This is a genomic window from Vibrio sp. R10-SG-ISO4 (assembly GCF_059834135.1).
In genome coordinates, this window is the sequence record NZ_JCBDHJ010000016.1 from 223,875 (window position 1) to 245,422 (window position 21,548).

Annotated in this window: 27 protein-coding genes; 13 read left to right on the top strand and 14 right to left on the bottom strand. The window is 47.6% G+C overall.

What is annotated here, in order from left to right; all coding sequences use genetic code 11:
• Positions 1-11 precede the first annotated feature (11 nt).
• Positions 12-1,439 carry a DUF2867 domain-containing protein gene (locus tag AC6R03_RS10485; protein WP_500631164.1) on the top strand — a complete coding sequence of 476 codons (1,428 nt, stop codon included), beginning with the start codon at positions 12-14 and terminating at the stop codon, positions 1,437-1,439.
• A gap of 61 nt (positions 1,440-1,500) precedes the next feature.
• Here the strand turns inward: AC6R03_RS10485 and AC6R03_RS10490 are convergent, their stop codons facing one another.
• The 4 genes from AC6R03_RS10490 to AC6R03_RS10505 all read right to left on the bottom strand — a co-directional run bounded on the left by AC6R03_RS10490 (position 1,501) and on the right by AC6R03_RS10505 (position 5,168).
• Positions 1,501-2,154 carry a DUF2913 family protein gene (locus AC6R03_RS10490; protein ID WP_500631165.1) on the bottom strand — a complete coding sequence of 218 codons (654 nt, stop codon included), beginning with the start codon at positions 2,152-2,154 and terminating at the stop codon, positions 1,501-1,503.
• Complete coding sequence (locus AC6R03_RS10495) at positions 2,154-3,359, bottom strand: Bcr/CflA family multidrug efflux MFS transporter (protein WP_500631166.1); 1,206 nt, start codon at positions 3,357-3,359, stop codon at positions 2,154-2,156. Before AC6R03_RS10495 ends, AC6R03_RS10490 begins: the two co-directional genes overlap by 1 nt.
• Before the next feature lie 141 nt (positions 3,360-3,500).
• Positions 3,501-4,202, bottom strand: a complete 702-nt coding sequence (gene rsuA / locus AC6R03_RS10500) for a 16S rRNA pseudouridine(516) synthase RsuA (protein ID WP_500631167.1) — start codon at positions 4,200-4,202, stop codon at positions 3,501-3,503.
• A gap of 60 nt (positions 4,203-4,262) precedes the next feature.
• Entirely contained in the window at positions 4,263-5,168 is a 906-nt protein-coding gene (locus AC6R03_RS10505) for a LysR family transcriptional regulator (protein WP_500627639.1), read from the bottom strand.
• 270 nt (positions 5,169-5,438) lie between these two features.
• On the opposite strand from AC6R03_RS10505, the gene radD reads away from it, so the two are divergent.
• The 6 genes from radD (at position 5,439) to AC6R03_RS10535 (ending at position 10,851) form a co-directional block, all read left to right on the top strand.
• Positions 5,439-7,178, top strand: coding sequence for a DNA repair helicase RadD (gene radD / locus AC6R03_RS10510; protein WP_500631168.1), 1,740 nt, complete (start codon positions 5,439-5,441; stop codon positions 7,176-7,178).
• A 63-nt stretch (positions 7,179-7,241) separates the two neighbouring features.
• Positions 7,242-7,652 (top strand): PepSY domain-containing protein, encoded by a 411-nt coding sequence (locus AC6R03_RS10515; RefSeq protein ID WP_500628445.1) that lies wholly within the window; start codon positions 7,242-7,244, stop codon positions 7,650-7,652.
• A gap of 15 nt (positions 7,653-7,667) precedes the next feature.
• Positions 7,668-8,324: a response regulator transcription factor gene (locus tag AC6R03_RS10520; protein ID WP_487903546.1), complete on the top strand. Its 657-nt coding sequence runs from the start codon at positions 7,668-7,670 to the stop codon at positions 8,322-8,324.
• Positions 8,317-9,723, top strand: a complete 1,407-nt coding sequence (locus tag AC6R03_RS10525; RefSeq protein ID WP_500631169.1) for an ATP-binding protein — start codon at positions 8,317-8,319, stop codon at positions 9,721-9,723. Before AC6R03_RS10520 ends, AC6R03_RS10525 begins: the two co-directional genes overlap by 8 nt.
• A gap of 187 nt (positions 9,724-9,910) precedes the next feature.
• Entirely contained in the window at positions 9,911-10,189 is a 279-nt protein-coding gene (gene rplY / locus AC6R03_RS10530) for a 50S ribosomal protein L25 (RefSeq protein ID WP_334552334.1), read from the top strand.
• 215 nt (positions 10,190-10,404) lie between these two features.
• Positions 10,405-10,851 (top strand): hypothetical protein, encoded by a 447-nt coding sequence (locus AC6R03_RS10535; protein WP_500628650.1) that lies wholly within the window; start codon positions 10,405-10,407, stop codon positions 10,849-10,851.
• A 27-nt stretch (positions 10,852-10,878) separates the two neighbouring features.
• Here the strand turns inward: AC6R03_RS10535 and AC6R03_RS10540 are convergent, their stop codons facing one another.
• A complete protein-coding gene (locus tag AC6R03_RS10540) occupies positions 10,879-11,313 on the bottom strand; it encodes a GNAT family N-acetyltransferase (RefSeq protein WP_500628651.1) in 435 nt (144 codons plus the stop codon).
• Between the two features lie 163 nt (positions 11,314-11,476).
• Here AC6R03_RS10540 and AC6R03_RS10545 point away from each other — a divergent pair, with 163 nt between their 5' ends.
• Positions 11,477-11,722, top strand: a complete 246-nt coding sequence (locus tag AC6R03_RS10545) for a type II toxin-antitoxin system CcdA family antitoxin (RefSeq protein ID WP_500628652.1) — start codon at positions 11,477-11,479, stop codon at positions 11,720-11,722.
• Entirely contained in the window at positions 11,722-12,039 is a 318-nt protein-coding gene (locus tag AC6R03_RS10550; protein ID WP_487903551.1) for a CcdB family protein, read from the top strand. Before AC6R03_RS10545 ends, AC6R03_RS10550 begins: the two co-directional genes overlap by 1 nt.
• 163 nt (positions 12,040-12,202) lie before the next feature.
• Here AC6R03_RS10550 and AC6R03_RS10555 read toward each other — a convergent pair whose 3' ends face one another.
• The 4 genes from AC6R03_RS10555 to AC6R03_RS10570 form a co-directional block, all read right to left on the bottom strand.
• A complete protein-coding gene (locus tag AC6R03_RS10555) occupies positions 12,203-12,427 on the bottom strand; it encodes a hypothetical protein (RefSeq protein ID WP_500628654.1) in 225 nt (74 codons plus the stop codon).
• Positions 12,428-12,589: 162 nt separating this feature from the next.
• On the bottom strand, positions 12,590-12,811 hold the full coding sequence (locus AC6R03_RS10560) for a VF530 family protein (protein ID WP_334552347.1): 222 nt from the start codon (positions 12,809-12,811) through the stop codon (positions 12,590-12,592).
• Positions 12,812-12,880: 69 nt separating this feature from the next.
• Positions 12,881-13,546 carry an SDR family NAD(P)-dependent oxidoreductase gene (locus AC6R03_RS10565; RefSeq protein ID WP_487903780.1) on the bottom strand — a complete coding sequence of 222 codons (666 nt, stop codon included), beginning with the start codon at positions 13,544-13,546 and terminating at the stop codon, positions 12,881-12,883.
• A 38-nt stretch (positions 13,547-13,584) separates the two neighbouring features.
• Positions 13,585-14,178, bottom strand: coding sequence for a TetR/AcrR family transcriptional regulator (locus AC6R03_RS10570; RefSeq protein WP_500631170.1), 594 nt, complete (start codon positions 14,176-14,178; stop codon positions 13,585-13,587).
• 110 nt (positions 14,179-14,288) lie between these two features.
• Between AC6R03_RS10570 and AC6R03_RS10575 the strand changes: the two genes are divergently transcribed.
• From AC6R03_RS10575 to AC6R03_RS10585, 3 genes are all read left to right on the top strand, one after another.
• Entirely contained in the window at positions 14,289-14,831 is a 543-nt protein-coding gene (locus AC6R03_RS10575; RefSeq protein WP_500631171.1) for a carboxymuconolactone decarboxylase family protein, read from the top strand.
• A 173-nt stretch (positions 14,832-15,004) separates the two neighbouring features.
• On the top strand, positions 15,005-15,400 hold the full coding sequence (locus tag AC6R03_RS10580; RefSeq protein WP_487903783.1) for a hypothetical protein: 396 nt from the start codon (positions 15,005-15,007) through the stop codon (positions 15,398-15,400).
• 112 nt (positions 15,401-15,512) lie between these two features.
• On the top strand, positions 15,513-16,415 hold the full coding sequence (locus AC6R03_RS10585) for a homocysteine S-methyltransferase family protein (protein WP_500630455.1): 903 nt from the start codon (positions 15,513-15,515) through the stop codon (positions 16,413-16,415).
• 86 nt (positions 16,416-16,501) lie between these two features.
• Here the strand turns inward: AC6R03_RS10585 and AC6R03_RS10590 are convergent, their stop codons facing one another.
• The 5 genes from AC6R03_RS10590 to AC6R03_RS10610 all read right to left on the bottom strand — a co-directional run bounded on the left by AC6R03_RS10590 (position 16,502) and on the right by AC6R03_RS10610 (position 20,778).
• Complete coding sequence (locus AC6R03_RS10590; protein WP_500630454.1) at positions 16,502-18,169, bottom strand: EAL domain-containing protein; 1,668 nt, start codon at positions 18,167-18,169, stop codon at positions 16,502-16,504.
• A gap of 233 nt (positions 18,170-18,402) precedes the next feature.
• Positions 18,403-18,660: a YrhK family protein gene (locus AC6R03_RS10595; protein ID WP_487903787.1), complete on the bottom strand. Its 258-nt coding sequence runs from the start codon at positions 18,658-18,660 to the stop codon at positions 18,403-18,405.
• Positions 18,653-19,696 (bottom strand): AI-2E family transporter, encoded by a 1,044-nt coding sequence (locus AC6R03_RS10600; RefSeq protein WP_500630453.1) that lies wholly within the window; start codon positions 19,694-19,696, stop codon positions 18,653-18,655. Before AC6R03_RS10600 ends, AC6R03_RS10595 begins: the two co-directional genes overlap by 8 nt.
• A gap of 215 nt (positions 19,697-19,911) precedes the next feature.
• The gene (locus AC6R03_RS10605; protein ID WP_500630452.1) at positions 19,912-20,421 is read right to left on the bottom strand and encodes a hypothetical protein; all 510 of its coding nucleotides are present in this window, start codon (positions 20,419-20,421) and stop codon (positions 19,912-19,914) included.
• A gap of 93 nt (positions 20,422-20,514) precedes the next feature.
• Positions 20,515-20,778 carry a hypothetical protein gene (locus tag AC6R03_RS10610; RefSeq protein ID WP_487903790.1) on the bottom strand — a complete coding sequence of 88 codons (264 nt, stop codon included), beginning with the start codon at positions 20,776-20,778 and terminating at the stop codon, positions 20,515-20,517.
• Between the two features lie 314 nt (positions 20,779-21,092).
• On the opposite strand from AC6R03_RS10610, the gene AC6R03_RS10615 reads away from it, so the two are divergent.
• Positions 21,093-21,500: a hypothetical protein gene (locus tag AC6R03_RS10615; RefSeq protein WP_500630451.1), complete on the top strand. Its 408-nt coding sequence runs from the start codon at positions 21,093-21,095 to the stop codon at positions 21,498-21,500.
• The last annotated feature ends 48 nt before the right edge of the window (positions 21,501-21,548 follow it).

Here is a 21,548-nt window from a genome sequence, read left to right on the forward strand (position 1 = left end):
AAGGAATGTCGATGAAAAAAGTGTTGGTGCTGGGCGGATCTGGCTATGTCGGGTCACAACTGCTTCCTCAGCTGTGCGAACAAGGTTACAGCGTCACTGCTGCTTCGCGAGATGTTTCGGCATTGAAGGCGCGTATCCAACCGCATCCCAACCTCACCTTGACTTACTTAGACCTGGCAGATCGCGCCGAGACCATCAAACTAGTGCGCGCCTTTGATATCGTCCTGTTTTTGGTACACGGTATGGCCCACGGTTCAGACTTTGTCGATTATGAAATCAGCTTGGCAGAACATTTTCGCGACGCACTTCGAGTGAGCCAAGTGAAACATGTGATTTATTTAAGTGCGCTCCAACCGCAAACAGGCAACTCACAACACCTTAAAGCGCGTTTGATGACCGGAGAGATCATCCGTCAAGCGGGCGTGCCTATCACCGAGTTACGTGCTGGCGTCATCATTGGTCCTGGCTCGGCGGCGTTTGAGATCATGCTCGACTTTGTTTACAACCTGCCTATTCTCATCGCGCCTAAATGGGTCGATTCAAAAGCCAATCCCATCGCATTGGCGAACCTTAATTACTACCTACTCTGCCTGATCAAAGAGCGAGTGACTCAGCATCAATGCTTTGAAGTGGGCGGCCCAGATGTGTTGACCTATCGAGAACAGTTTCAGGTTATCGGTCAAGCGGCGGGCAAACGGGTTCGACTTGTCAGCACTGCGCTGCTCACGCCTAAGATGGCCTCGCGTTGGCTCGCCTTGGTGACCTCCGTTCCTGCGTCAGTCGGCTCAGCGCTTCTGGCGGGGCTGTCTCATGACTTTGTCGCGGATTCAGCCGAGATACGCACTCGCTACCCACAGACCTTAATTGACTTTCAAACCATGATTGAGCGCGCGATAGAGCAAGAGGGAGAATTCGTGCGCAGTAACGTGTGGGGGTATGACCCTGCGGCCCAGAATCGCTGGCAACCGGGCTATGGCTATTACCCGAAACAGGCAGGCGCAACGATAAAAACGCCACTGAGTTCCGACGCGCTATGGCAAATCATTCAAACCATCGGCCAACCCGATCAGGGTTACTTTTTCGCCAATGGCTTGTGGCGAACGCGCGAATGGCTTGACGTCTTGTTTGGCGCTGGAGCGCCGATTCGGCGTCAACCTCCCGGACCAGAGCTTAAAGTGGGTGATTTTATTGACTCGTGGAAAGTGATCCGCTGTGAACCCAAGCGGTTTCTCTCATTGCTGTTTGGTATGAAAGGGCCTGGTTTGGGCCGTTTGGAATTTTCTATTGAGGATGATGGCACCCAGCGCACACTCAGCGTCACCGCTTGGTGGCACCCGCAAGGTTTTTGGGGGTTAATGTATTGGTTTGCCATGATGCTACCGCACCTGTTTATCTTCAAAGGCATGGTCAGAGCTATTGTGAGAAAGGCAGCAGAATAAAGCCAAAAAAACAACGCCTTGCGTGGAAGCAAGGCGTTGTTTTTATGATTAAGAACTCAGGCTAAGCCGTCAAGCTAAGGGGAATTTCGGGCAACTGCGTTCCACGATTGGCAGGAAAAATCAGATATTCACCGTGGTACTTCACATTCGACTTGTAGTCGGTCACCTTGTGCACCAAAAAGCCTGCGGCGGTGGCTTTCTCAACGAACTCGGCGTGATTACCACGAACAAACCAGCTCATCGGATTAACTAAAGCCTCGCCTTCAAAGCAAGCGTCACATTGATCCGCGCACATCGCCAAGGAATTTTGCCCTTCCGTAAAGAGTTGCACCTTACCCACACCCACTAAGGGTTCTGAGGTAGAGACTTCCCAATCCGCGTTCTCCATCAGATCCAGGAACTGCTCAATATCACTGTCTTTCAGCGTTCGTTCCTCACCACTAAAGAAGGTATCGTACAGCTTAGCGATGCGTTTAAACGTGAACAATAGTCCTGCTTCGTTGCCTTTTGAGCGCCCCATTTTTTGCCAACGCGTCAGGTCATTGCCAACCACGCGATGAAAACGCTGTTCTTTAAGCGCTCGGGTCACCCAACGCACTAAATAGTGATTGTTGGCGACCGGAGCGTCGGTCAGCTTTCCTAAACGATGCTGCGCATCGAGCTCTTCTAGCGCAAGTGTGACTAACTTGCGCATCTCAACTGTGTATTCAGACATTACGCCTTTCTTCCAAAAAATCCATACAACACGGCAGAGAGTATCGAACATGCCGTCATGGTCGCTATCATCGGCCAAGTCGCATCACTTGGCAACATCGCAACCACCACGCCAATTACGGAACCTGTACCAAAACGCAGCGTGCCCGCCAATGATGACGCCGTACCCGCCATCGACGGATAGCCGCTCAACAGCAGTCCCATACTGTTACTGCCGATAGTCGATAACGTACCGATAAACAGCACCACAAAAGGTACGGTGCCCCAAAGGCCAAGATCCAGCATCCAGGTTATAAACATCCCAATGCCGGCGAGCAGTTGCACCGCAAGACCAAATCTTAGCATGGCGTGCGAGCCGACTTTACGTACCAAACGGCCATTGATGCTGGTCATGATGATCATCGCAACGATGTTCAAACCAAACAGATAACCAAAGTGATCTGGGCGTACGCCATAAATATCAATGTAGACAAACGAGCCTGCGGTCAAAAAGGCAAACATACCGGCGAATGAAAACGCACCGGAAAAAATCAACCCCATCGCAACAGGGTTGGCGCACAAACGGGCGTAGTTTTGCATCGTGGTGCGAAAACGCAGCGGCTGACGCTTTTCCACTGGCAAGGTTTCTGGAATTTTCCATAGCACCAAAGCGATCACGATGGCGGCAAAAATCGCCAGGATCCAAAAAATTGCTCGCCAGCCAAACCAAATGGCGACGTGACCACCGATCATCGGTGCCACCAGCGGCGCAATGGTAATGACTAAGGTCACAAATGACATGGTGCGCGCGAAATCCTCACGATCAAACATGTCACGGACGACAGCTTGAATAATGACGGCCGCTGCAGCGCCCGCAAAGCCTTGCGCGGTACGCACCCAAGTGAGCGCTTCAATACTTGTGGTGGTTGCACTCACCAATGAGGCCAAACCAAAAAACAGCACGCCAAGGATCAGCACCGGGCGACGACCATAGCTGTCCGCCAATGGACCATGAATCAACTGACCAATAGCAAAGCCCGCGGTATAAGCCGTAAGGGTGATTTGCACCGCGCCACTTTCGACACCGAGATCGGCAGCGATGGAGGGCATCGCGGGCAAATACATATCAATCGCCAGTGGCGTTAAGGCACCAATGGCACCCAAAACCAAAAACAACAAAAAGCTCAACTGAGGCGTGTCGGTTTTGGTCATAGCAGTATCAGACATAAGTCTCCTATCCGATAGCGAAAAAACGAGCCGCAGAAAGGCGGCTCGTCAAAAGAAATGAAGTCAACCGGACTATATTCAACCGATTGAGATCAAATTACTAGTTCCTATTAGGAAATAAAGCTCTTCCAAATTGGGGGATTAATTCCAAATAGAATTAATTTCTGCTTGAGTCAGGTAACGGTATTCACCCGGTTCAAGCGAATCATCCAGCGCTATAGCACCGATGCGTTCACGGTGAAGATGCTCAACCTTATTGCCCAGTGCAGCAAACATGCGTTTCACTTGGTGGTACTTGCCTTCAGTAATGGTCAGCAGCACTTCGTGCTCATCCGCGTTGATGATTTCTAGTTTCGCGGGCAGCGTCGGCTCTTTCTCATTACGCAGTTCGATGCCTTGGGCGAATTTTTCAGCATAGTCGTCACCGATAGGATCGGCCAGCCACACTCGGTACGTTTTCTCACACTTATGCTTCGGTGAAGTGATGCGGTGCGACCACTGGCCATCATCGGTAATCAACACCAAACCTGTGGTATCGACGTCTAATCGCCCAGCAAAATGCAGGTTTTCAATCTTCACTTCATCTAGCAGCACAAACGCGGTGTGATTAAAACCGTCTTCATGAGAGCAGACAAATCCCTCAGGTTTGTAAAGCATGATGTATTTTGGTCCTGGTTTGCCGATTTCACGACCCTGCCACTCGACGACGCACGTGTCGGAAACTTTAACTGCACCGCTTTTTTGCACCACATCGTTGACCGTCACTTCGCCACTTTTGATGATTTTCGTGGCTTCTTTTCGCGTCGCACCTAAGGCATCGCAGAGAAATTTGTCTAAACGCATTTTTACCTCACTCTGTGTTCGCCGCGCAGTATACAGAGTTCACTGCGCGCTGCGAACCCTTTACGCTTGCGCCAGCAACTCAATCACCAATGAGCGGAGCCACTGATTCGCTGGGTTATTATCCAGCTTCTTCGGCCAATTGACCCATAGCGCGACCTTGTTGATCTCATAAGGTACAGCCATCGTTTTAATGGGTAATGATGCTTGCATAAGGCTGGCGACGTCTTGTGTACAGATACCAATAGCATCTGTATGTGCAATCGTGTGTAGCATTGAGTACAGTGAGTTGTGGTCGCTGTGTATTTTACGCTGTGGGATCGGCTGCTTAGCCAAGGTATCCGCAGCGCGAGTATTAAATCGCACCAAATTCAGAAAAGCGTGAGACTCGGCAAAATACTGCTCATAACTAATGGTATCGCCAATACGAGGATGATCACGATGGACCACGCACACCATCGACTCCTCTTTAGCTAGTTGAGAGGCAATACCTCCCAGTCTGGGCGCAACATAATCCACCACCAAGTCGACCACCCCGCTGGCGAGTGAATCATAAGTGTCATCTTGATCGGAGGGTAACGCGGCGAATATCACCTCAGCGCTAATGTCATGCTGGCCAACCAAACGCTGAATTAGGTCTGACATATACACGTCAGGCACATAGACACGAAACGCTCGATCCGTTTTGCTTGGCGAGAAATCCTCATAACCGAGAATGGTCCGTTCTATCGAATGAAATGGTTCAGCGACTTGCTTAAACAGATCATGCGCGACAAACGTTGGCTCGACACCGACGTGTTTACGCTGAAATAAGGTTTCCCCTAATTGTGTATTGAGTCGTTTGACCGCATGACTCACCGCTGAGGGGGTCAAATCCAACTCCTCGGCGGTCACAGTATATGAGTGACTTTTGTAGACGCTAAGAAATACGCGCAAAAGATTAAAATCAAAATGGGTGGCCTTTGGCATCGATTTCCCTGATTAAAGCTAAACTTCTATCACCAATACAGCAAAGGCTAGCCCTATGTAGCAAGGGCGATGCTCGTTGATTGTGACACGGGTTTGTTTATTTGCACTCTTATCTACACAATGTCTACGTATCAGTACTGTCTATCAAGATACCACATATTGAGATGAGTATAGACAGAACAAAAGACAGTTTTAATATGAATTTAATTCATATTAAAATAACACTTTTACCTGTGTATAATTGTAAAAAATTCTCAGCTACGCATTACCATGTACACCCTCAGACCCTACCAAGCAGACTCCGTCAAAGCGGTAATCCATTACTTTCGCGCCAATCAAACCCCTGCGGTGCTTGTGTTGCCAACGGGTGCAGGGAAAAGCTTAGTCATCGCAGAATTAGCGCGTTTGGCAAAAGGGCGCGTCTTGGTGCTGGCACACGTCAAAGAGTTGGTTGAGCAAAACCACGCCAAGTACGAAGGTTACGGGTTAAAGGGGGCGATTTTTTCTGCCGGGCTTGGCCGCAAGGAGACCGATCAGCAAGTGGTGTTTGCCTCGGTGCAATCGGTTGTGCGCAATTTGGACGCGTTCAGTCACCAATTTTCGCTACTGGTGATCGATGAATGTCACCGCGTACCAGATGACAAAAACACCAGTTATCAAAAAGTCATTCGCCACTTGAGCGAGCTTAACCCTGGCATTAAAGTGCTTGGTCTGACGGCCACGCCCTATCGCCTTGGGATGGGTTGGATTTACCAGTACCACACACGTGGCTTAGTGCGCAGTGATGAACCGAGATTCTTCCGCGATTGCATCTTTGAACTGCCTATCCAATATTTACTTGATGAAGGATTTCTAACACCTGCCACGCTGCTCGATGCCCCGGTACTGAGCTATGATTTCTCGCAACTCAAACCCGCCAGTACCGGGCGCTATAAAGAGTCAGAACTTGATATGGTGATTGACAATGCCAAGCGCGCAACACCACAAATCGTCGAACAAATCATCCAACACGCAGAGCACAGGCAAGGCGTGATGATATTCGCCGCCACGGTGAGGCACGCGCAGGAGATATTTTCGCTTCTACCTAGCGATCACACCGAGCTGGTCATCGGTGATACGCCTACTACGGAGCGTGACAGCATCATCGAACGCTTTAAGCAGCGCCAAATCAAATATCTGGTCAATGTCTCGGTGCTGACGACGGGCTTTGATGCGCCGCATGTGGATCTGATTGCCATTCTTCGCCCAACGGAATCGGTCAGCTTGTATCAGCAAATTGTTGGTCGTGGGTTACGTTTATCGCCAGGAAAAGGTGATTGCTTGGTACTCGATTACGCGGGCAACAGTTACGATCTCTATCAACCCGAAGTGGGCGATCCAAAACCAGACTCGGACAGCGAGATCATCACCATCCCCTGTCCGGCTTGTGGCTTTAACAACAACTTTTGGGGCAAGCTCGATAGCAATGGCTTTTTAATTGAACATTTTGGCCGTAAGTGCCAAGGGTATTTTACTGATGAAGAGACGGGCGAGCGCGAGCACTGCAACTACCGCTTTCGCGCAAAATACTGCGGTGATTGCGGCGCCGATAACGATATAGCTGCGCGTATTTGCCATGAGTGTGACGCCACCTTAGTCGACCCAGATAAGAAGATTAAAGAGGCGTTAAACCTTAAAGATGCTTTAGTGTTTGAGTGCTTGGCGATGGACTTTTCACTGCACAAAGATGGCCAAGGTAAAAACCAGCTCCGGATCAGCTACGTGGGTGACAACGATGCCAAGGTGCATGAATTTTGGTCTCTCACCACGCCTAAACAGAAAAAGACCTTCAAAGATCGCTTCGTTCGTCCGCATTTGGCGGACAAGCATCGCCCCTTTGATACCCTATCACCGAGTAAAGTGGTCGATAACCAACACCGCTTTCGCCCGCCGCAGTTTGTGATTGCGCGTAAGGTCGGGCGCTTTTGGAAAATGCGCGATAAAATCTTTGACGATGAGCTGAACGGATAATTCACTCAAGGTTCATCTTGTTGCGTGTATGCTCATGTTGATTCTGAACAGAGGAATATACTGATGAATACACTGAGAACACCCCGTATGAGTCAATTTTTACCGGCTTCCTTTCTTCTTGCTAGTGCCGTCTTCTTTTCTCTGCCCAGTGCGGCGCAAGACGGCCACGCCCTAGTTCAAGATGAGTACCACCCGGGAACCCGCGTCGATCTCGATGGCGATCAAGACGAAGTGTATAGAGCGGTGCAAAATGGCGACATTCGACCCTTTTCCGAGATGTACGCAGCGGTCGAGCGCGACTTGCATGGTAGAATCATCCAAGTCGAATTGGATCAAGATGATGGCATTTGGATCTATGAGCTCAAACTCAACCACAATAACAACATCATTAAAGTCGAGTACAATGCAGCCAGTTTAGAAATGCTGGAAATCAAAGGCCGACACTTTCGCGACGCGCTTAAACCCACCGAATAAGGAGCCTCGGTTACAATGAAAATATTGGTGATTGAAGACGACCCTCGCCTTGGACAACAAATTCAAGCGTCTTTTGACGATGCAGATTGGGTCAGTGAGTGGTCTGCCGATGGTGAGGATGGTCTCTATCGTGCCACTAGCGAAGAGTGGGACGCGATTGTATTGGACTTGGGCCTACCCAAACTGGATGGGCTTTCGGTGTTGAGTGGCATTCGCGCCAACAACATCAATACCCCAGTGGTGATACTCAGTGCCCGTGACGCGCTCAGCGAGCGAGTAGAAGGACTGAATGCTGGCGCCGATGATTATCTCACCAAACCGTTTGAGATGGTCGAGTTGATCGCCCGCGTTCGCGCCCAGCTTCGCCGAGCCTCTGGTAATGCTTCACCCGTCATGCAGGTAGGTAACCTGAGCCTCGATACCCGCAGCTCTACCGTACTCTGGCAGCAAACCCCCGTCACACTAACGGCGCTAGAATACAAAGTCGTCGCCTACTTTATGCACAACCCAGACAAAGTAATCTCTCGCACCGAACTGGTCGAGCACATCTACAAACAAGATTTTGATCGTGATTCCAACACCATTGAGGTCTTTATTGGCCGTATCCGCAAAAAAATCGCGCCTGACGTCATCAAAACCGTGCGTGGGCTAGGATACCAGCTCAATGCCTAAGCTCCGAGTCGCCAACCTTAAAAAGCTCAGCCTAAAAAGTCGCCTGGTCTTTGCCGCTATCATCTGGCTCACGGCGATGATCATCGCCGCCGGCGTGACGGTGCCGACCCAAGTTCTGCACTATATGGTTGAGGACAGCCGCGATCAGCTCTCTATTTATATGGATGAAATGGCGGGTGCGCTTAACGTCAATGACCGAGGTGAACTCTCGCTCTCTTCGGGCTTATCCGATCCTCGCTTTACTCGCCCTTATAGTGGTTTCTACTGGCAAGCGAGCACTGATAGCGACTTGCTGCGTTCGCGTTCTCTGTGGGATCAGACACTGACCTTCAAAGGCCCCAAAAAACATAAAGGCAAAAGCGCTGTATTTGGGGCAAAAGGCGAGAAACTCATCACCATGGATTCGACCCTCTATTTCCCCGATTACAACGGCCCTATTCAAGTGACGATTGGCATGGATGAACAGCCCATCGAAGCGACCGTCACCGAGTTGATGGGTCAGCTGTGGCTGATCCTCGGCTTACTCTATCTTGGGCTGCTGACTGTTATTATGCTGCAAGTGGAGTGGTCATTAAGCCCACTGGGCAAGATGAAGAAAGAGCTGGCCGAGCTGCGTCGTGGCGAAAAAAGTCGCCTTGATGAAGCCTACCCCAAAGATGTGGCTCCGGTGATCAGTGACCTCAACGCGCTGCTGTTTCACTATCAAGAGCTTCTTGAGCGTGCCCGTCATCACGCTGGTAACCTCTCGCATGCCTTAAAAACGCCGCTGTCTGTGCTTAAGAATGAAATCCGTCAATTGGGGGTGGCTGAACAAGCAAAGCTGACCCCAGCCATCGATCAAATTCAGCACCAAATTGATTATCACCTCGGCCGCGCGCGCATGGCCGGCGCAAAAAACATTCTCGCGGTAAAATCCAATCCCGCCGAGCGCGTCGATGCCATCACGCTCGCGTTTGACAAAATATACGCCAACCGAGGCTTAACCGTCATCAATGAACTGGATTCCGATATTGAGCTTGCCGTGGAACAAACTGACCTCGACGAGATGCTGGGTAATCTTTTGGAGAACGCCTATAAATGGGCCAGCAGTATGATCAGAATCTACAGTGTGGATGTCATCACTAATGAGGCAAAACGCAAAGCCGACGACGGGCATCAACTCTCCATCGTGATTGAAGATAATGGCCCCGGAATTGCCAAAGAGCACATTCAGCAAGTGCTAAAACGTGGCGTGCGCTTAGACGAGCATACCCCTGGCTCCGGGCTAGGTTTAAACATTGTACAAGAGATGGCGCACAGCTATCGCGGCGCACTGAGCTTAGAAGCGGGTGCTCAAGGCGGATTGAAAGCCATCCTCACCATGCAACGTGCGAGTGCAACCAAGAAGCACAAGCGCTAAGCCGTTGAAACAAAATAGGCGAAATTGTCGCGCGCACGGCGAATATCTATTGCGAGAAAACGGTATGGATGGTAGTATCCGCGCTCGTTTTAAGAGTTACGACCAATTTCTCTTAAGCGCACACCACATCTGCAAGGTCGCATTGCGAGATGTGAAGTTAATTTTTTCATATTTGAGAGTAATTACTATGAAATTTGAAGCAGTAGTACGTACTGAACTAGGTAAAGGTGCGAGCCGCCGCCTACGTCACGCTGGTAAATTCCCTGCTATCGTTTACGGTGGCGAAGCTGCACCAGTATCGATCGTTCTTAACCACGATGACATCGTTAACCAAATGGACAAGCCTGAGTTCTACGAAGGTATCGTTCTAGTGATCGACGGCGCTGAAGTGAAAGTTAAGCCACAAGACGTTCAACGTCACGCTTTCAAGCCAAAAGTTGAGCACATGGACTTCATCCGCATCTAATTCCTCCTACCAAGGAATAGCCGGATTGTAATCCAGCCTTTTGCATAAAGAATATCGGCCTTACCAACCGAGACTTCTAAAAATTCGAAACCCCGATGCTACCAACATCGGGGTTTCACCGTTTTTGGAACAAATAAAATCGTTTCGATATCCCCTATCGCACTCTGATCGCTAATCCAGTATTATCAACGCGTCTACCCAAACACTTGTACACCATGCTGAACAAAGAACAACTGCGCACCGAGCTCCTAGAGATCCTTTTCACTCAACGCCAAAATGCATTAGATGCGGCGGATATCGCCCATGATCTTGCTACGCATGAACAAAGTGTTGCAGAAACACAGTACGATACCGTTGGACTAGAGGCCGCGTACTTAGCACATGGCCAATCGCAGCGTGTGGCTGAATTTGATATAACCATTAATCGCCTTAAGTCCCTGCCGCTTGTTGATTTTGACGAAGAAGATGAGATCAAACTCGGCGCGATAGTGACGCTCTCAGATGACATGACGTGTTGGTTTTTACCTGCATGTGGTGGCTACAAACTCGATAACGACCGCGTTGTTGTCATCACTCCTCAGTCGCCACTAGGAAAAATGCTTGATGGAGCGGAGATTGAAGAAGTCCTGCAAGATGGTAGAGAAATAAGAGGTATCCAGTAAGAGTTTCATCGGATTTCCTTTGAGCAACTACCTGTTTACTATTTGATGTCGCATTTCAATTAACTGATGTTCACCCACAATCTCCACTTCTTTGATGAACTCAAAGCCAAACCTTTCATAGTAATTTCGAAGATAACTATGAGCGTGGATCACAATAGACTCAACACCATTACTCTGCGCATAACCCATCAAAGCCTGGATAACTTTTGAGGCAACTCCAGCCCCTCGATATGCTTTTGTGACCGCTACCCTAGCCAAAGTACACGTACTGCCCTGTTTCACTGTTAGCCGAGCAGTGGCGATGGGTTTACCTTGTTCCACAACTAACGCGTGAATTGACTCTTCATCTAGTCCATCAAGGTCTAATTCTTTTGGGATCTGTTGCTCAAGTGTGAACACCTGATAGCGGATAGATTGAGCTCGCTTCATCAACTCGGCATCATTCCCAATAGTGACTTCCATTGCTATGTATCTCCAACAATAAACATATGGCCTAACCAAATGTGAAACTGAAAACCGCATAGTAAAAATGCCACGCGGGATGAATCCCTCTTGGACAATTTGTCGTATGCCTAGCTTTTACCTATACTAAATGCGCATCATTAATACGCATGGAAAACACTTCATGAAAAATATATATAGCACACATGCACCTAAAAAGGCGACAAACCTTAGTTTAAACAGTGAGTTACTTGCCGAAGCTAAGCGCCTAAACATCAACCTATCAGCAACAATGGAAAAGGCTTTGGAAAAAGAAGTAAAGCAACAATTGAAAGCCGAATGGTTAGAACAAAACGCCGAAGCAATTGAAGCGTGTAACGACTTAACTGCAAAACACGGACTATTTTCTGATTCATACCGAGTATTCTAATGTCACAATTTACACTTTATAAAAACAACGATAAGAGCACCGCAAGCACTTACCCGTATTTTGTTGATGTTCAAAGCGAGTTGCTCGATTCACTAAATAGTCGCTTGGTCATTCCCTTAACTCCTATCGAACGGCTAGAGAACAAAGCCCCTAGCCATCTGTGCCCTACGATCCATATTGATGAAGGTGACTTTGTGATTCTTACTCAACAAATGGCCAGTGTACCAACTCAAATCCTCACGACCCCAGTCAACGATCTAAGCACATTTAGAAACGAAATTATCGCTGCTATCGACTTTCTGATTACTGGTATATAACGCTAATTTGACCGTTAGCTGCGAAATTATCTCACCCCTCAACAACCACATCACTCTGGTCGAATTAAAAAGCCACTACAATGCAGCACATTTTAAGAGATGAAACATCGATGACTGCTTCTTGAAGCCAATGGTCAAATTCCATAAGCAGACTACGTCTTGCTCAACTGACAGAAAAGATCACTCGTTCACCCGATGCATGATCATCCAGCTCCAAAATCACACCTGAAAAAGTTTTGTCTTCTAACGCGGCTAAGATCACGTCTTTCTGTGTGGTCATGATGCGGCTTAAGAACGGTTTTATAGCAATCGTTGCTAACGCCAATGGAACACTCACCGTACTTTCTTTCACTTCGTTCGTGTAGGTCTCGATTCTGAACATTTTCATCGCTTACTCCATAATCAACCAGTGACATATCAAGATACTGCAAATTTTGGAAAGTCGACTTGATGTATCTCAAGTACTGCATCGGCCACTCAAACCGTATCTTGCGTCAATCTCTCTCAAGCATAACGTTGGCGTAACCTATAGCTTTGCGAGCTTATTTGTTCATTGGCAGAAGGTTTCAATATAGAGCGCTTCAACCTTGTCTCTTGCCCATTGAGTTCGGCGTAAGAACTTCAGCGACGATTTGATGGAAGGATTGTTATAGAAACAGTTAATTGGAATCTCTGCATCCAACCCCTCCCAGCCATAGTGCTCTTGTAAACGTACAAGTATTTTCTCAAGGGTTAAACCATGTAACGGGTTATTGGGTTGCTCTTGGCTCATTGTCAGCGATTCCTAGTCAGGTAAAGGACGAAGAGTTTAGCAGATTAATGTGAGCCGGTGTTCCTAACTCTAGATCCGATTAACCGTGATATCTGATACATATCCATTGCCTACCTGTTGCAAGGCACTATGTATCATCTCTGCTACCTCGTCCGGATGCATGAACGAATGAGTATCTAGCGATTTCCCACTTGTCGGCCAAAACTCAGTATCCATACCGCCAGGATAGACAGCGACCACCTTCATCGGCTTGCTTTTTAACTCCAGCCTGACCGATTCAATCAAACCTTTCACTGCCCACTTTGCCGCACAATAGGTGGATTCACCGGCTTTCGGTTGAAGAGCTGCAGTAGACATCACCATTACAATTGTCACCGGTTTATCTTGATACCGACGCACGGCCTCTCGTAGCACATTGATCGCCGAGTGCAGATTGTTATCAATCAGTGTGCGGATTTTATTGGGCTCTTGATCATCAATCGCTCCAAAGTAACCAGAACCAGCACAATGAATAATGGTATGAGGCGGCGTCTTTATATTTGAAAACAGCGACTCTGTCTCAAAATGATCAGTGAGGTCGCAAGCATAACAGGCTGATGTGGTCGGTATGCCATCCAATACGCTTTCGAGTTTTTGCTTGCTCCGGCCAGTAATGAGAACGCGCTCTCCCTGCAACGCATAGCGCTTTGCCAATGACGCACCTAAACCGCTGCTCGCTCCTGTTATCACTATCATAAAAACTCCTGTTTAATCTTAGAAAAACGTGTAATCAGCTATTTGTGTGGCCATTCACGCCGAAAACCGTTCATCATGGTTGCGATCAATTCCTTTAACGTTTCGTCGTCACTGCGACATGAGTATGCTCTAAGACCTGTGAACTGGATCTGGAACCATTGTGCAAGGTGCAGTGGGTCTTGCTCTTCTACCTCACCGTTGGCAATCGCTTGTTCGAACAATGTGACAAGAAAAGCTTCAAATTGATTCGCTAAGCCCTGCGTTTGCGAGCGAAGCGTATCAAATCCTTCGTCAAACTCACTGGCCGATTTAACTAACATACAAATGGCACTGGGATTTGTATGGCGCTGCGTGATCACTACATCTAAAACAAACGCTTCTAGCGCGGACAAAACCGTAGAATGTTGCGCTAAGTGATCCTCAAACTGGGCCTGAAGATTCGCGACGTACATCTTTAATGCTTCACAATACAAGCCTTCTTTAGAACCGAATGTCGCATAGATGCTACCAGGGCGAAGGTTCACATTCTCTTGTAAATCTCGGGTAGACGTCGCGTGAAAGCCTTTCTTCCAGAATAGATCGGATGCGACCTTCACAACTTCCTCACGTTGAAATTTTTTTGTATTCGCCATGATTAACCACCATTTTTGAACATGTGCTCAATTTTATATTGAGCGACCGCTCAAAATCAACTATGCTGACTCTGTCGAACTTAATCAACATCACTACCAGGAGATGAAACATGGCAGAATTTAAACTATACACCGCAGAAAACGCGCCAAACGAGTCCAAGCCTCTAATCGAAAACTCAGTGAAAGCATTTGGGATGCTACCCAACCTTCATGCTGTGATGGCTGAATCTCCAGCACTGCTGGAGGGGTATCAGGTATTACATGGTCTGTTTCAAAGCACCTCATTCAACGCAGAAGAATTGACGGTCGTTTGGCAAACCATCAACGTCGAACATGGCTGTCACTACTGTGTACCAGCTCATAGCGCGATTGCAGCGTCAATGAAAGTGGACCAAGAGATTGTCGATGCGTTGGTTAACCAAACCCCACTGGCGAACCAAAAACTAGAGACGCTTCGCGAAACAACACTGCAGATGGTGCGTCAGCGTGGCGTGATTGACGATACGCAGATCGAACAATTCTTTGCGGCTGGTTATAGTCAGCAGCAGCTGTTGGAAATCGTACTTGGACTTGCACAAAAAGTAATGAGTAACTACACCAATCACCTTGCTGATACACCGATCGACGCGCCTTTTAAAAAGTTCGTCAAATAACCCGCATTCCATTATTAGCGCTGGTTCTGAATCACAAAACCAGCGCACATTTCTGCTGATGTAAAAAATGCGGCAATTCACCTCGCCATTCTTTTCCGTTTTTCTTCCTACATTAACCTTTAAAATAGCGGCTGAAGCATCGCAACCCAAAGCACCCAGCTTGGAGGCTAATTATGGATCCTCACGCCCAGCACTTACTTCAACACCTTTGCCAAGAGTACGACTCTCTCTCAGAACTTCATCAAACGAGTCCATTTCCCGAGTTTTCCGCCACCATAAGTCATGAACACGGACATTGCTTGGTTCACTGCCCGCTCGGCAGCCAGAGACTCTCCATTGTTTCGGTAAATTTTGCCCCCTATGTGCGTGGTCAAGGTGTGTTAAAGCGGTTTATTCGCTACATTCAAAGCCACCCTTACCAATATCGAGGTGTTGAGGTGGCCACCATACAAAACCAGAGCCTAGCAAAACGGCTATTAAATCTTGGGTGGCAGCACAAATCACTATTCAACAAAATGTTTAGACGCCAGGCGCCAACGTTGATCTGTGACTTCGACCAAATGACTTGAGCGCATCTTCTGTACATAGCTCATGATGAAATTGAATAAGGCTGGGTTTTACTCTAAAGAAAAAGTGATCTACATTGGGACTTAGGAAATTTAGAAGTATAGATGGCTAAAAATGACAACATTGACGATTCTTGACGGAGGAATGGGAAGAGAGCTCAAGCGAATTGGCGCTCCTTTTTCTCAACCACTTTGGAGTGCTCAAGCCCTAATTGAGGCGCCTCATTACGTGAAACAAGCCCACGAAAGCTTCATCGATGCAGGCGCTGAAATCATCACAGTAAATAGCTACGCGTGCGTACCATTTCACCTGGGTGAAACCTTGTTTTCAGAACGAGGGACCGAGCTGGCCAAGTTAGCAGCAAAGCTCGCTCGACAAGCCGCTGACGAAAGCAAACGCGACGTTCTTGTCGCAGGTGCTATTCCGCCTTTCTTTGGCTCATATCGGCCTGAATTGTTCGACGCCGAGAGAGCCGGCGCTTTGACTCACGCGTTGTATCACGCTCAAGCGCCTTATGTTGATCTCTGGCTGGTCGAGACGATTTCAAGTTTGGAAGAAGCGCGCGTGATAGCAAAGGCAATGAGTATCAGCGACAAGCCCGTCCACTTTGCTTTTACGCTTATCGATGAAGTCACTGAGGAAGCAAAACTTCGTTCTGGTGAGTCGGTAAAAGAGGCGGTGACTCTAATGCTAAGCCGCCAAGCAGATGGTCTGTTTTTTAACTGTTCGATTCCCGAAGTGATCGAACAAGCACTTATCGACACGACTTCGGTCATCAACGCCCATAATACTACGATGACGCTAGGGGTTTATGCCAATAGCTTTTCGCCTATTCTATCGGGGCACCAAGCCAACGGTACACTCCAAGAAATGCGACACTTTTCACCGCAAGAGTACTTACAGCTCGCCAAAGTATGGGCGAAACGTGGCGCGAGCGTCATTGGTGGCTGTTGTGGGATTGGACCTGAGCACATTGACCACCTCTCAGAGTGGCAGCATACTCTGAGGTATCGCTAGGTGGGTTCCAACGCCCACCTGTCGACAAACATATGTGATAGCGATGTGAGATAGCCTAGCTTTAGCCTCTGCACTGAGGTGTGCTATCACTCGACACTCTGATTCAGTTCTTCAATCGGCTCTTCGTGCAGGTATGCCTCGATCGGTTCAGGCCTACCCAATCCAAAACCTTGCAGATGAGAAGCGCCTAACTCTTGCATAAAAGCTTGCATATCCGCACTTTCAATCCCCTCAGAGACAAGGCTCATTCCTTTGTCTTTGCATAGCTGAACCAGATAAGTCACCAAGTTTCGGCAGGACGCATCGTGCTGACAATCTTCAACTAAGCTTTTATCGAGTTTAATTTGATTCAGTGGTTGTCGAAATAAGCTTATGATTGAGCTGTAACCTGCGCCAAAATCATCCAGAGATATCTCAAATCCCGCCTGTTTTGCTTTTGAGATTTGGTCATGACACACCGTACTACTATCGAGAATGTGAGACTCCGTCAACTCCAATACGATCCTCGAAGTCGGCACCTTGTATTGATTTGCAATCGACACGATATCGGTCACGAAGTCTGGATCTCTCAATTGAATCACCGACACATTAATATTGACCTTAGGTCGATTATCACTATCAATGGGGCAACGACGCACAAACTCACACGCTTTACTAAAGACTAGCTTTCCCAATGCAGAAATGAGACCACGCTGCTCGGCGAGTGGAATAAATTCAACCGGCGACACATAACCTAAGTCCTGATGTGTCCACCTAGCGAGTGCCTCATAACTGATGACTTGATTCGTTACACTGTCAAAAATCGGTTGCACAGCGATGGTGATGTCTTCATTTTCTATCGCCGATCGAATCGAATCTTTGATAACAAACCAGCGGTCAATAGCATTTTTCACATCCCCTTGATAGACGGTGATCCCGCCATTATCAGACGCATAATCGGTAATCTGATAAAGAAGACTTAATGGGCTATCGCGATCCAAATCGCATTCATACAAACCGCCGACTGCAACATCATCGGTCAGCAGATGCTCATCGACATAGATCTCGTCATTGAACGCTTCAAGCAATGATTTCAACGCCAGAGTCAATGCCTCAACAGATAATCCAGATAGCGTTCTTAATACAAATTGGGTTTCGGAAACTCGATAGATTTCGTAGTCACTTTGTTGGTCATTTACCCATTTGACTAACCGCGCAACGACTTCTTTCGCGAAGCTGCCACCCCAAAGTCGATCGTAATCTTTGAAATTATCCACAGACACAGTGATAAGCACAGCACCATCCTCATTATGTTCGATATCCTCGATCCATTTGAGTCTGTTGTACAACCCTGTGTCCCCATCGTGATAGGCGACACGATAGAAATACTCTCTTAGCAACTTTTGTTCACTGATATCACGGTGAGAGCCGACCATATAACTGCCTCCCTCATCGGCAACAATGACGCCCGTTGCCTCAAGCCAAATGTACCCATTGCTCTTTGTTTTCACGCGATACTCGGTGACCATTTCGCGAGAGTCGCCTTGCTCATGCTCGTCCACACGTTCACTCAACAGTGCTTTGTCGATAGGATGAACCAATGACAACCACTGTTCCAAAGTAATCTCATCGGAGGGCAGATCAAACTGACTATAAAAGTGCTGGTTGTAGTGTCGAATCACTCTATCCCTACCCATAAACCATGAACCATCTCGACTCATATCGAAAATATGGCTCATTTTGCTTAGCAGCAATTCGATCTCTTTTTCTTTCATTCCGTACTCCATCAACGGTTCAACCAGTCTCTCGACGTCATTTTTCGCTGCGTGCCATCCTTGACCACAACAGACTTATTATAGTTGTCAATACGTTAGGTTGCCTAATATCGTCAAACACTTACCATAAATAAATGAGAAATGTGACCGATTAACGAATCGACGACAATTTTTCATATATACGGACTTCATGGATAAAAAGATGACTGTGAACGGAGCAATGTTTGTAGGCATCATTCGCGCTGGATGTGACTGACATGCACAAGGTTAGTTAGCTTGATAGCCGGTTTAATAAGCAACTGGGCACTACCGACAATAAATAACCAAGTACCACCCAACATAAGTGCATCGTTTAAGAAAAAAATACTACCGACCAAAAACCAAATCGCTATGAGTAAATCGTTGACTGCCCCGAGGGCGTCATAACGCCTTTGAACAACAAGGTGACGCTTTCCCAGACCCAAATCGAGCTCATCCACATATTCATTCATGCTCACCTCCTCGGCTCAGTGTTGGCCAGTCGACCAATTGGACACGCTCTCTCAACAAGTTGACACTGACGAGCAAAGGGACTGCAACCAAAAATCCGATCCCCCCCCAGAGCCATCCCCAGAAGGATAACCATACGAAGATAACCAGTGGATTCAAATTGAATCGTCGGCCGAGCAGCGTCGGCGTGACGAATTGGCTCTCAACTAAGTTCAACACTAAATAAAGCGAGGTCGCCGCCAACACTAAGCTCAAGGAATCAAACTGCAAGTAGCCCACAAGAGTAAAACTTAAGGCTGAAATGAGCGGTCCGACATAAGGGGCAAAATTCAGCATGCCTGCCAATGCCCCCCAAAGAAAGGGGTCAGTCATCCCTAATATCCAGAACACTAAGCCCACCGCGACACCCAACCCTACGTTGACCAAAGTGATGGTACTGACATAACGCGAGAGATCGCTTTGCAACGCTTTAACTAACCCCACGACTTGTTTTTGCTGCGAAAAGCTATCCAGACAATGTACCATCTGCCTGTATAAACCACGTCCGTGATTAAGCATAAAATACACCATAAACAGCACCATCATCGCGTTAATAACGATGGCGGGCGTTGCCGTTGCTAAGCTTTTCAGCAACGAAAAGAGCGTACTGTCACCCATGTCATCCATATCACCGGCTATCGATAGCGACTCTCCGGTTTGCTGTTCTGTGGTCTTGGCCACTTCGCTCACTTCCTGAGTGACACTTTTTACGATATCAGGCAGTTGTGACCACCACTGCTTGACGGGCTCTGACATAGCCGAAAAACCTACCAACGACACGCCCACTAAGCAAGACAGCACGAGAACAACGACTAAGGTTCGAGGCATCCCCTTGGATTCAACGTAGTTGATGAAAGGACTACACATTAGTGCAATAAAACTACTGACAACCAGCGGCATCAAAAACGCTTTCGCAAAGTAAAGAGCCGGCACTACCGTGACAACGACAAGCAGTACCGATAGGACGAGACTCATGGAAATGGTGATACGACTTTTCATCGAACTATCTACTCCCCGCGAGGCGTGGTAACACAGACCGGACAACGAGTCGACTGAAGGACCTCGAAAGTGACGGACTCAGAATGGCTTGATGTGCCACAGCTGCACCGTAAAGCGCCATTCCACCAAAGGCAAAACAAGGGTGCCTATCAATGAAACGAGCCGTTAAGTGCCGACATAATCGGTAATGCAGTAAGCACTGATTGAGTGCCACTTTACTCTCCATTCGAGTGAGCTCGGTTTCCTTTTTCAACTGCTTGAGTGAGCGCATCCCAACCCTCCTTAATTTGCTGTTTAGTGTGTGTATAGCCCACAAGCCTCAGTAACTGATTTTGTCGCCATATCAGCAAGATAAGGCTCAAACCAAGTGAACATAGCGCAGTCAAAACCGCAAGCGGGAGTTGGGATGTCCACCAATAAATGATGATGCCGAGTGAAACCGAAAGACTAAAAATAAAAAGCACCAACAACAGCACAAATAGGATCGAGCATAGCAGCGCTGATCCCAACGCTCTTGCACTCAATTGACTTTCTAGCCGAAATAGCTTCGCGCTCGACAGCAGCCAAGAGCGAATGAGGACGCTCAAGCGTTCTGATTCTGCTGCGATGCCAGCCAAGTCGTCCCAGATCTCCTGAGGCTGTGATCGATGAGGCTCGCTCAACTGCGCTTTCTCCATCTCTGAGTCGATACCTACACTGTCACTGTGTTGTTCGTCTTTTGTCATTCGGTTACTCACTGGTTATGCTGTTTAAACAGGTGGATTCAAACGCGCAACGTGCCTGTTGCGCGCATCAATCGTTCAGTATTTGTCTCAGTGCTATTTGATCAATTTAGATACTGCCCAACCAGCTAAAAACGCACAGCCGATACTCAACAGTGGCCTCTGCTTAATGACATCGCCCGCTGAATGAGCGACCTGCTCTGCTTGGTGACTGCTTTCACCCCACTTTTGTTGTGCTTCTTGCTTGATCGCATTAACGGCTTCGAACGCCGCTTTTTCTGCGAGTTCGTACGCCTCTTCCAACTGCTCTTTCGATTTCTCTGCTGTTTCTTTCGCTGTTGTTTGTTTTGCTGTAGCCATGGAAATCTCCTAACAATGAGTAATGAGTTCAAAGTAGAACAAGCGAGAACCGTGCCACCCATAAATTTATTTCCACACCTCATCAAATAATGACTTTAAATGCTCTCATGGTTGAATGTTAATGTAATTTTTTCTTTGTTAAGCCAAAAAGTCGGTAAATTTTTCATGGCATATAGAGAACAAATAAAAATATCACCATAAAGAACAACACTAAACAAACAACTCGTACTGGCATATTACCTGCACCAATAAAACAGATGATTTTTAAAAATTGAAATGTGAGAATTAATATTGATGAATCATGAGAGGTATCAATGAAGTTAACTACCCATACGCTAGAGAATATGCTGACCTCTATTATCGATCATCATGCCCGTAGTCTAACTCTGCTTAAAAAACGGCCCAACAATACATTAACGAGAAGTGCTCATCGCTTTGTCGTTGTAGAGCAAGCGCTAATGAATCGAGTCGCCAAGCTGCTTTTCAAACAGAAGTCTCAGCAGGTATTGTCACGCCTTGCTCACGCACAACGTTCTCACTCAAAAGATGACCAATCGTTTGATGACTATCAGCACATGTATCATGCGAATACCCAACTGATCACAACTCTTCGCACTCATTTGCGAGAGATAACGGATCGTTCATTGACCCTGCAAATTTCGTATTGGGTCGCGGCGATGCAGATGGAAAATGATGAAATAGAAAAGCAGCTCCAACTCTAATTAAGTTCAGATCCCATGTGATGAAGATAATAAGATAGGTAAGGGCGT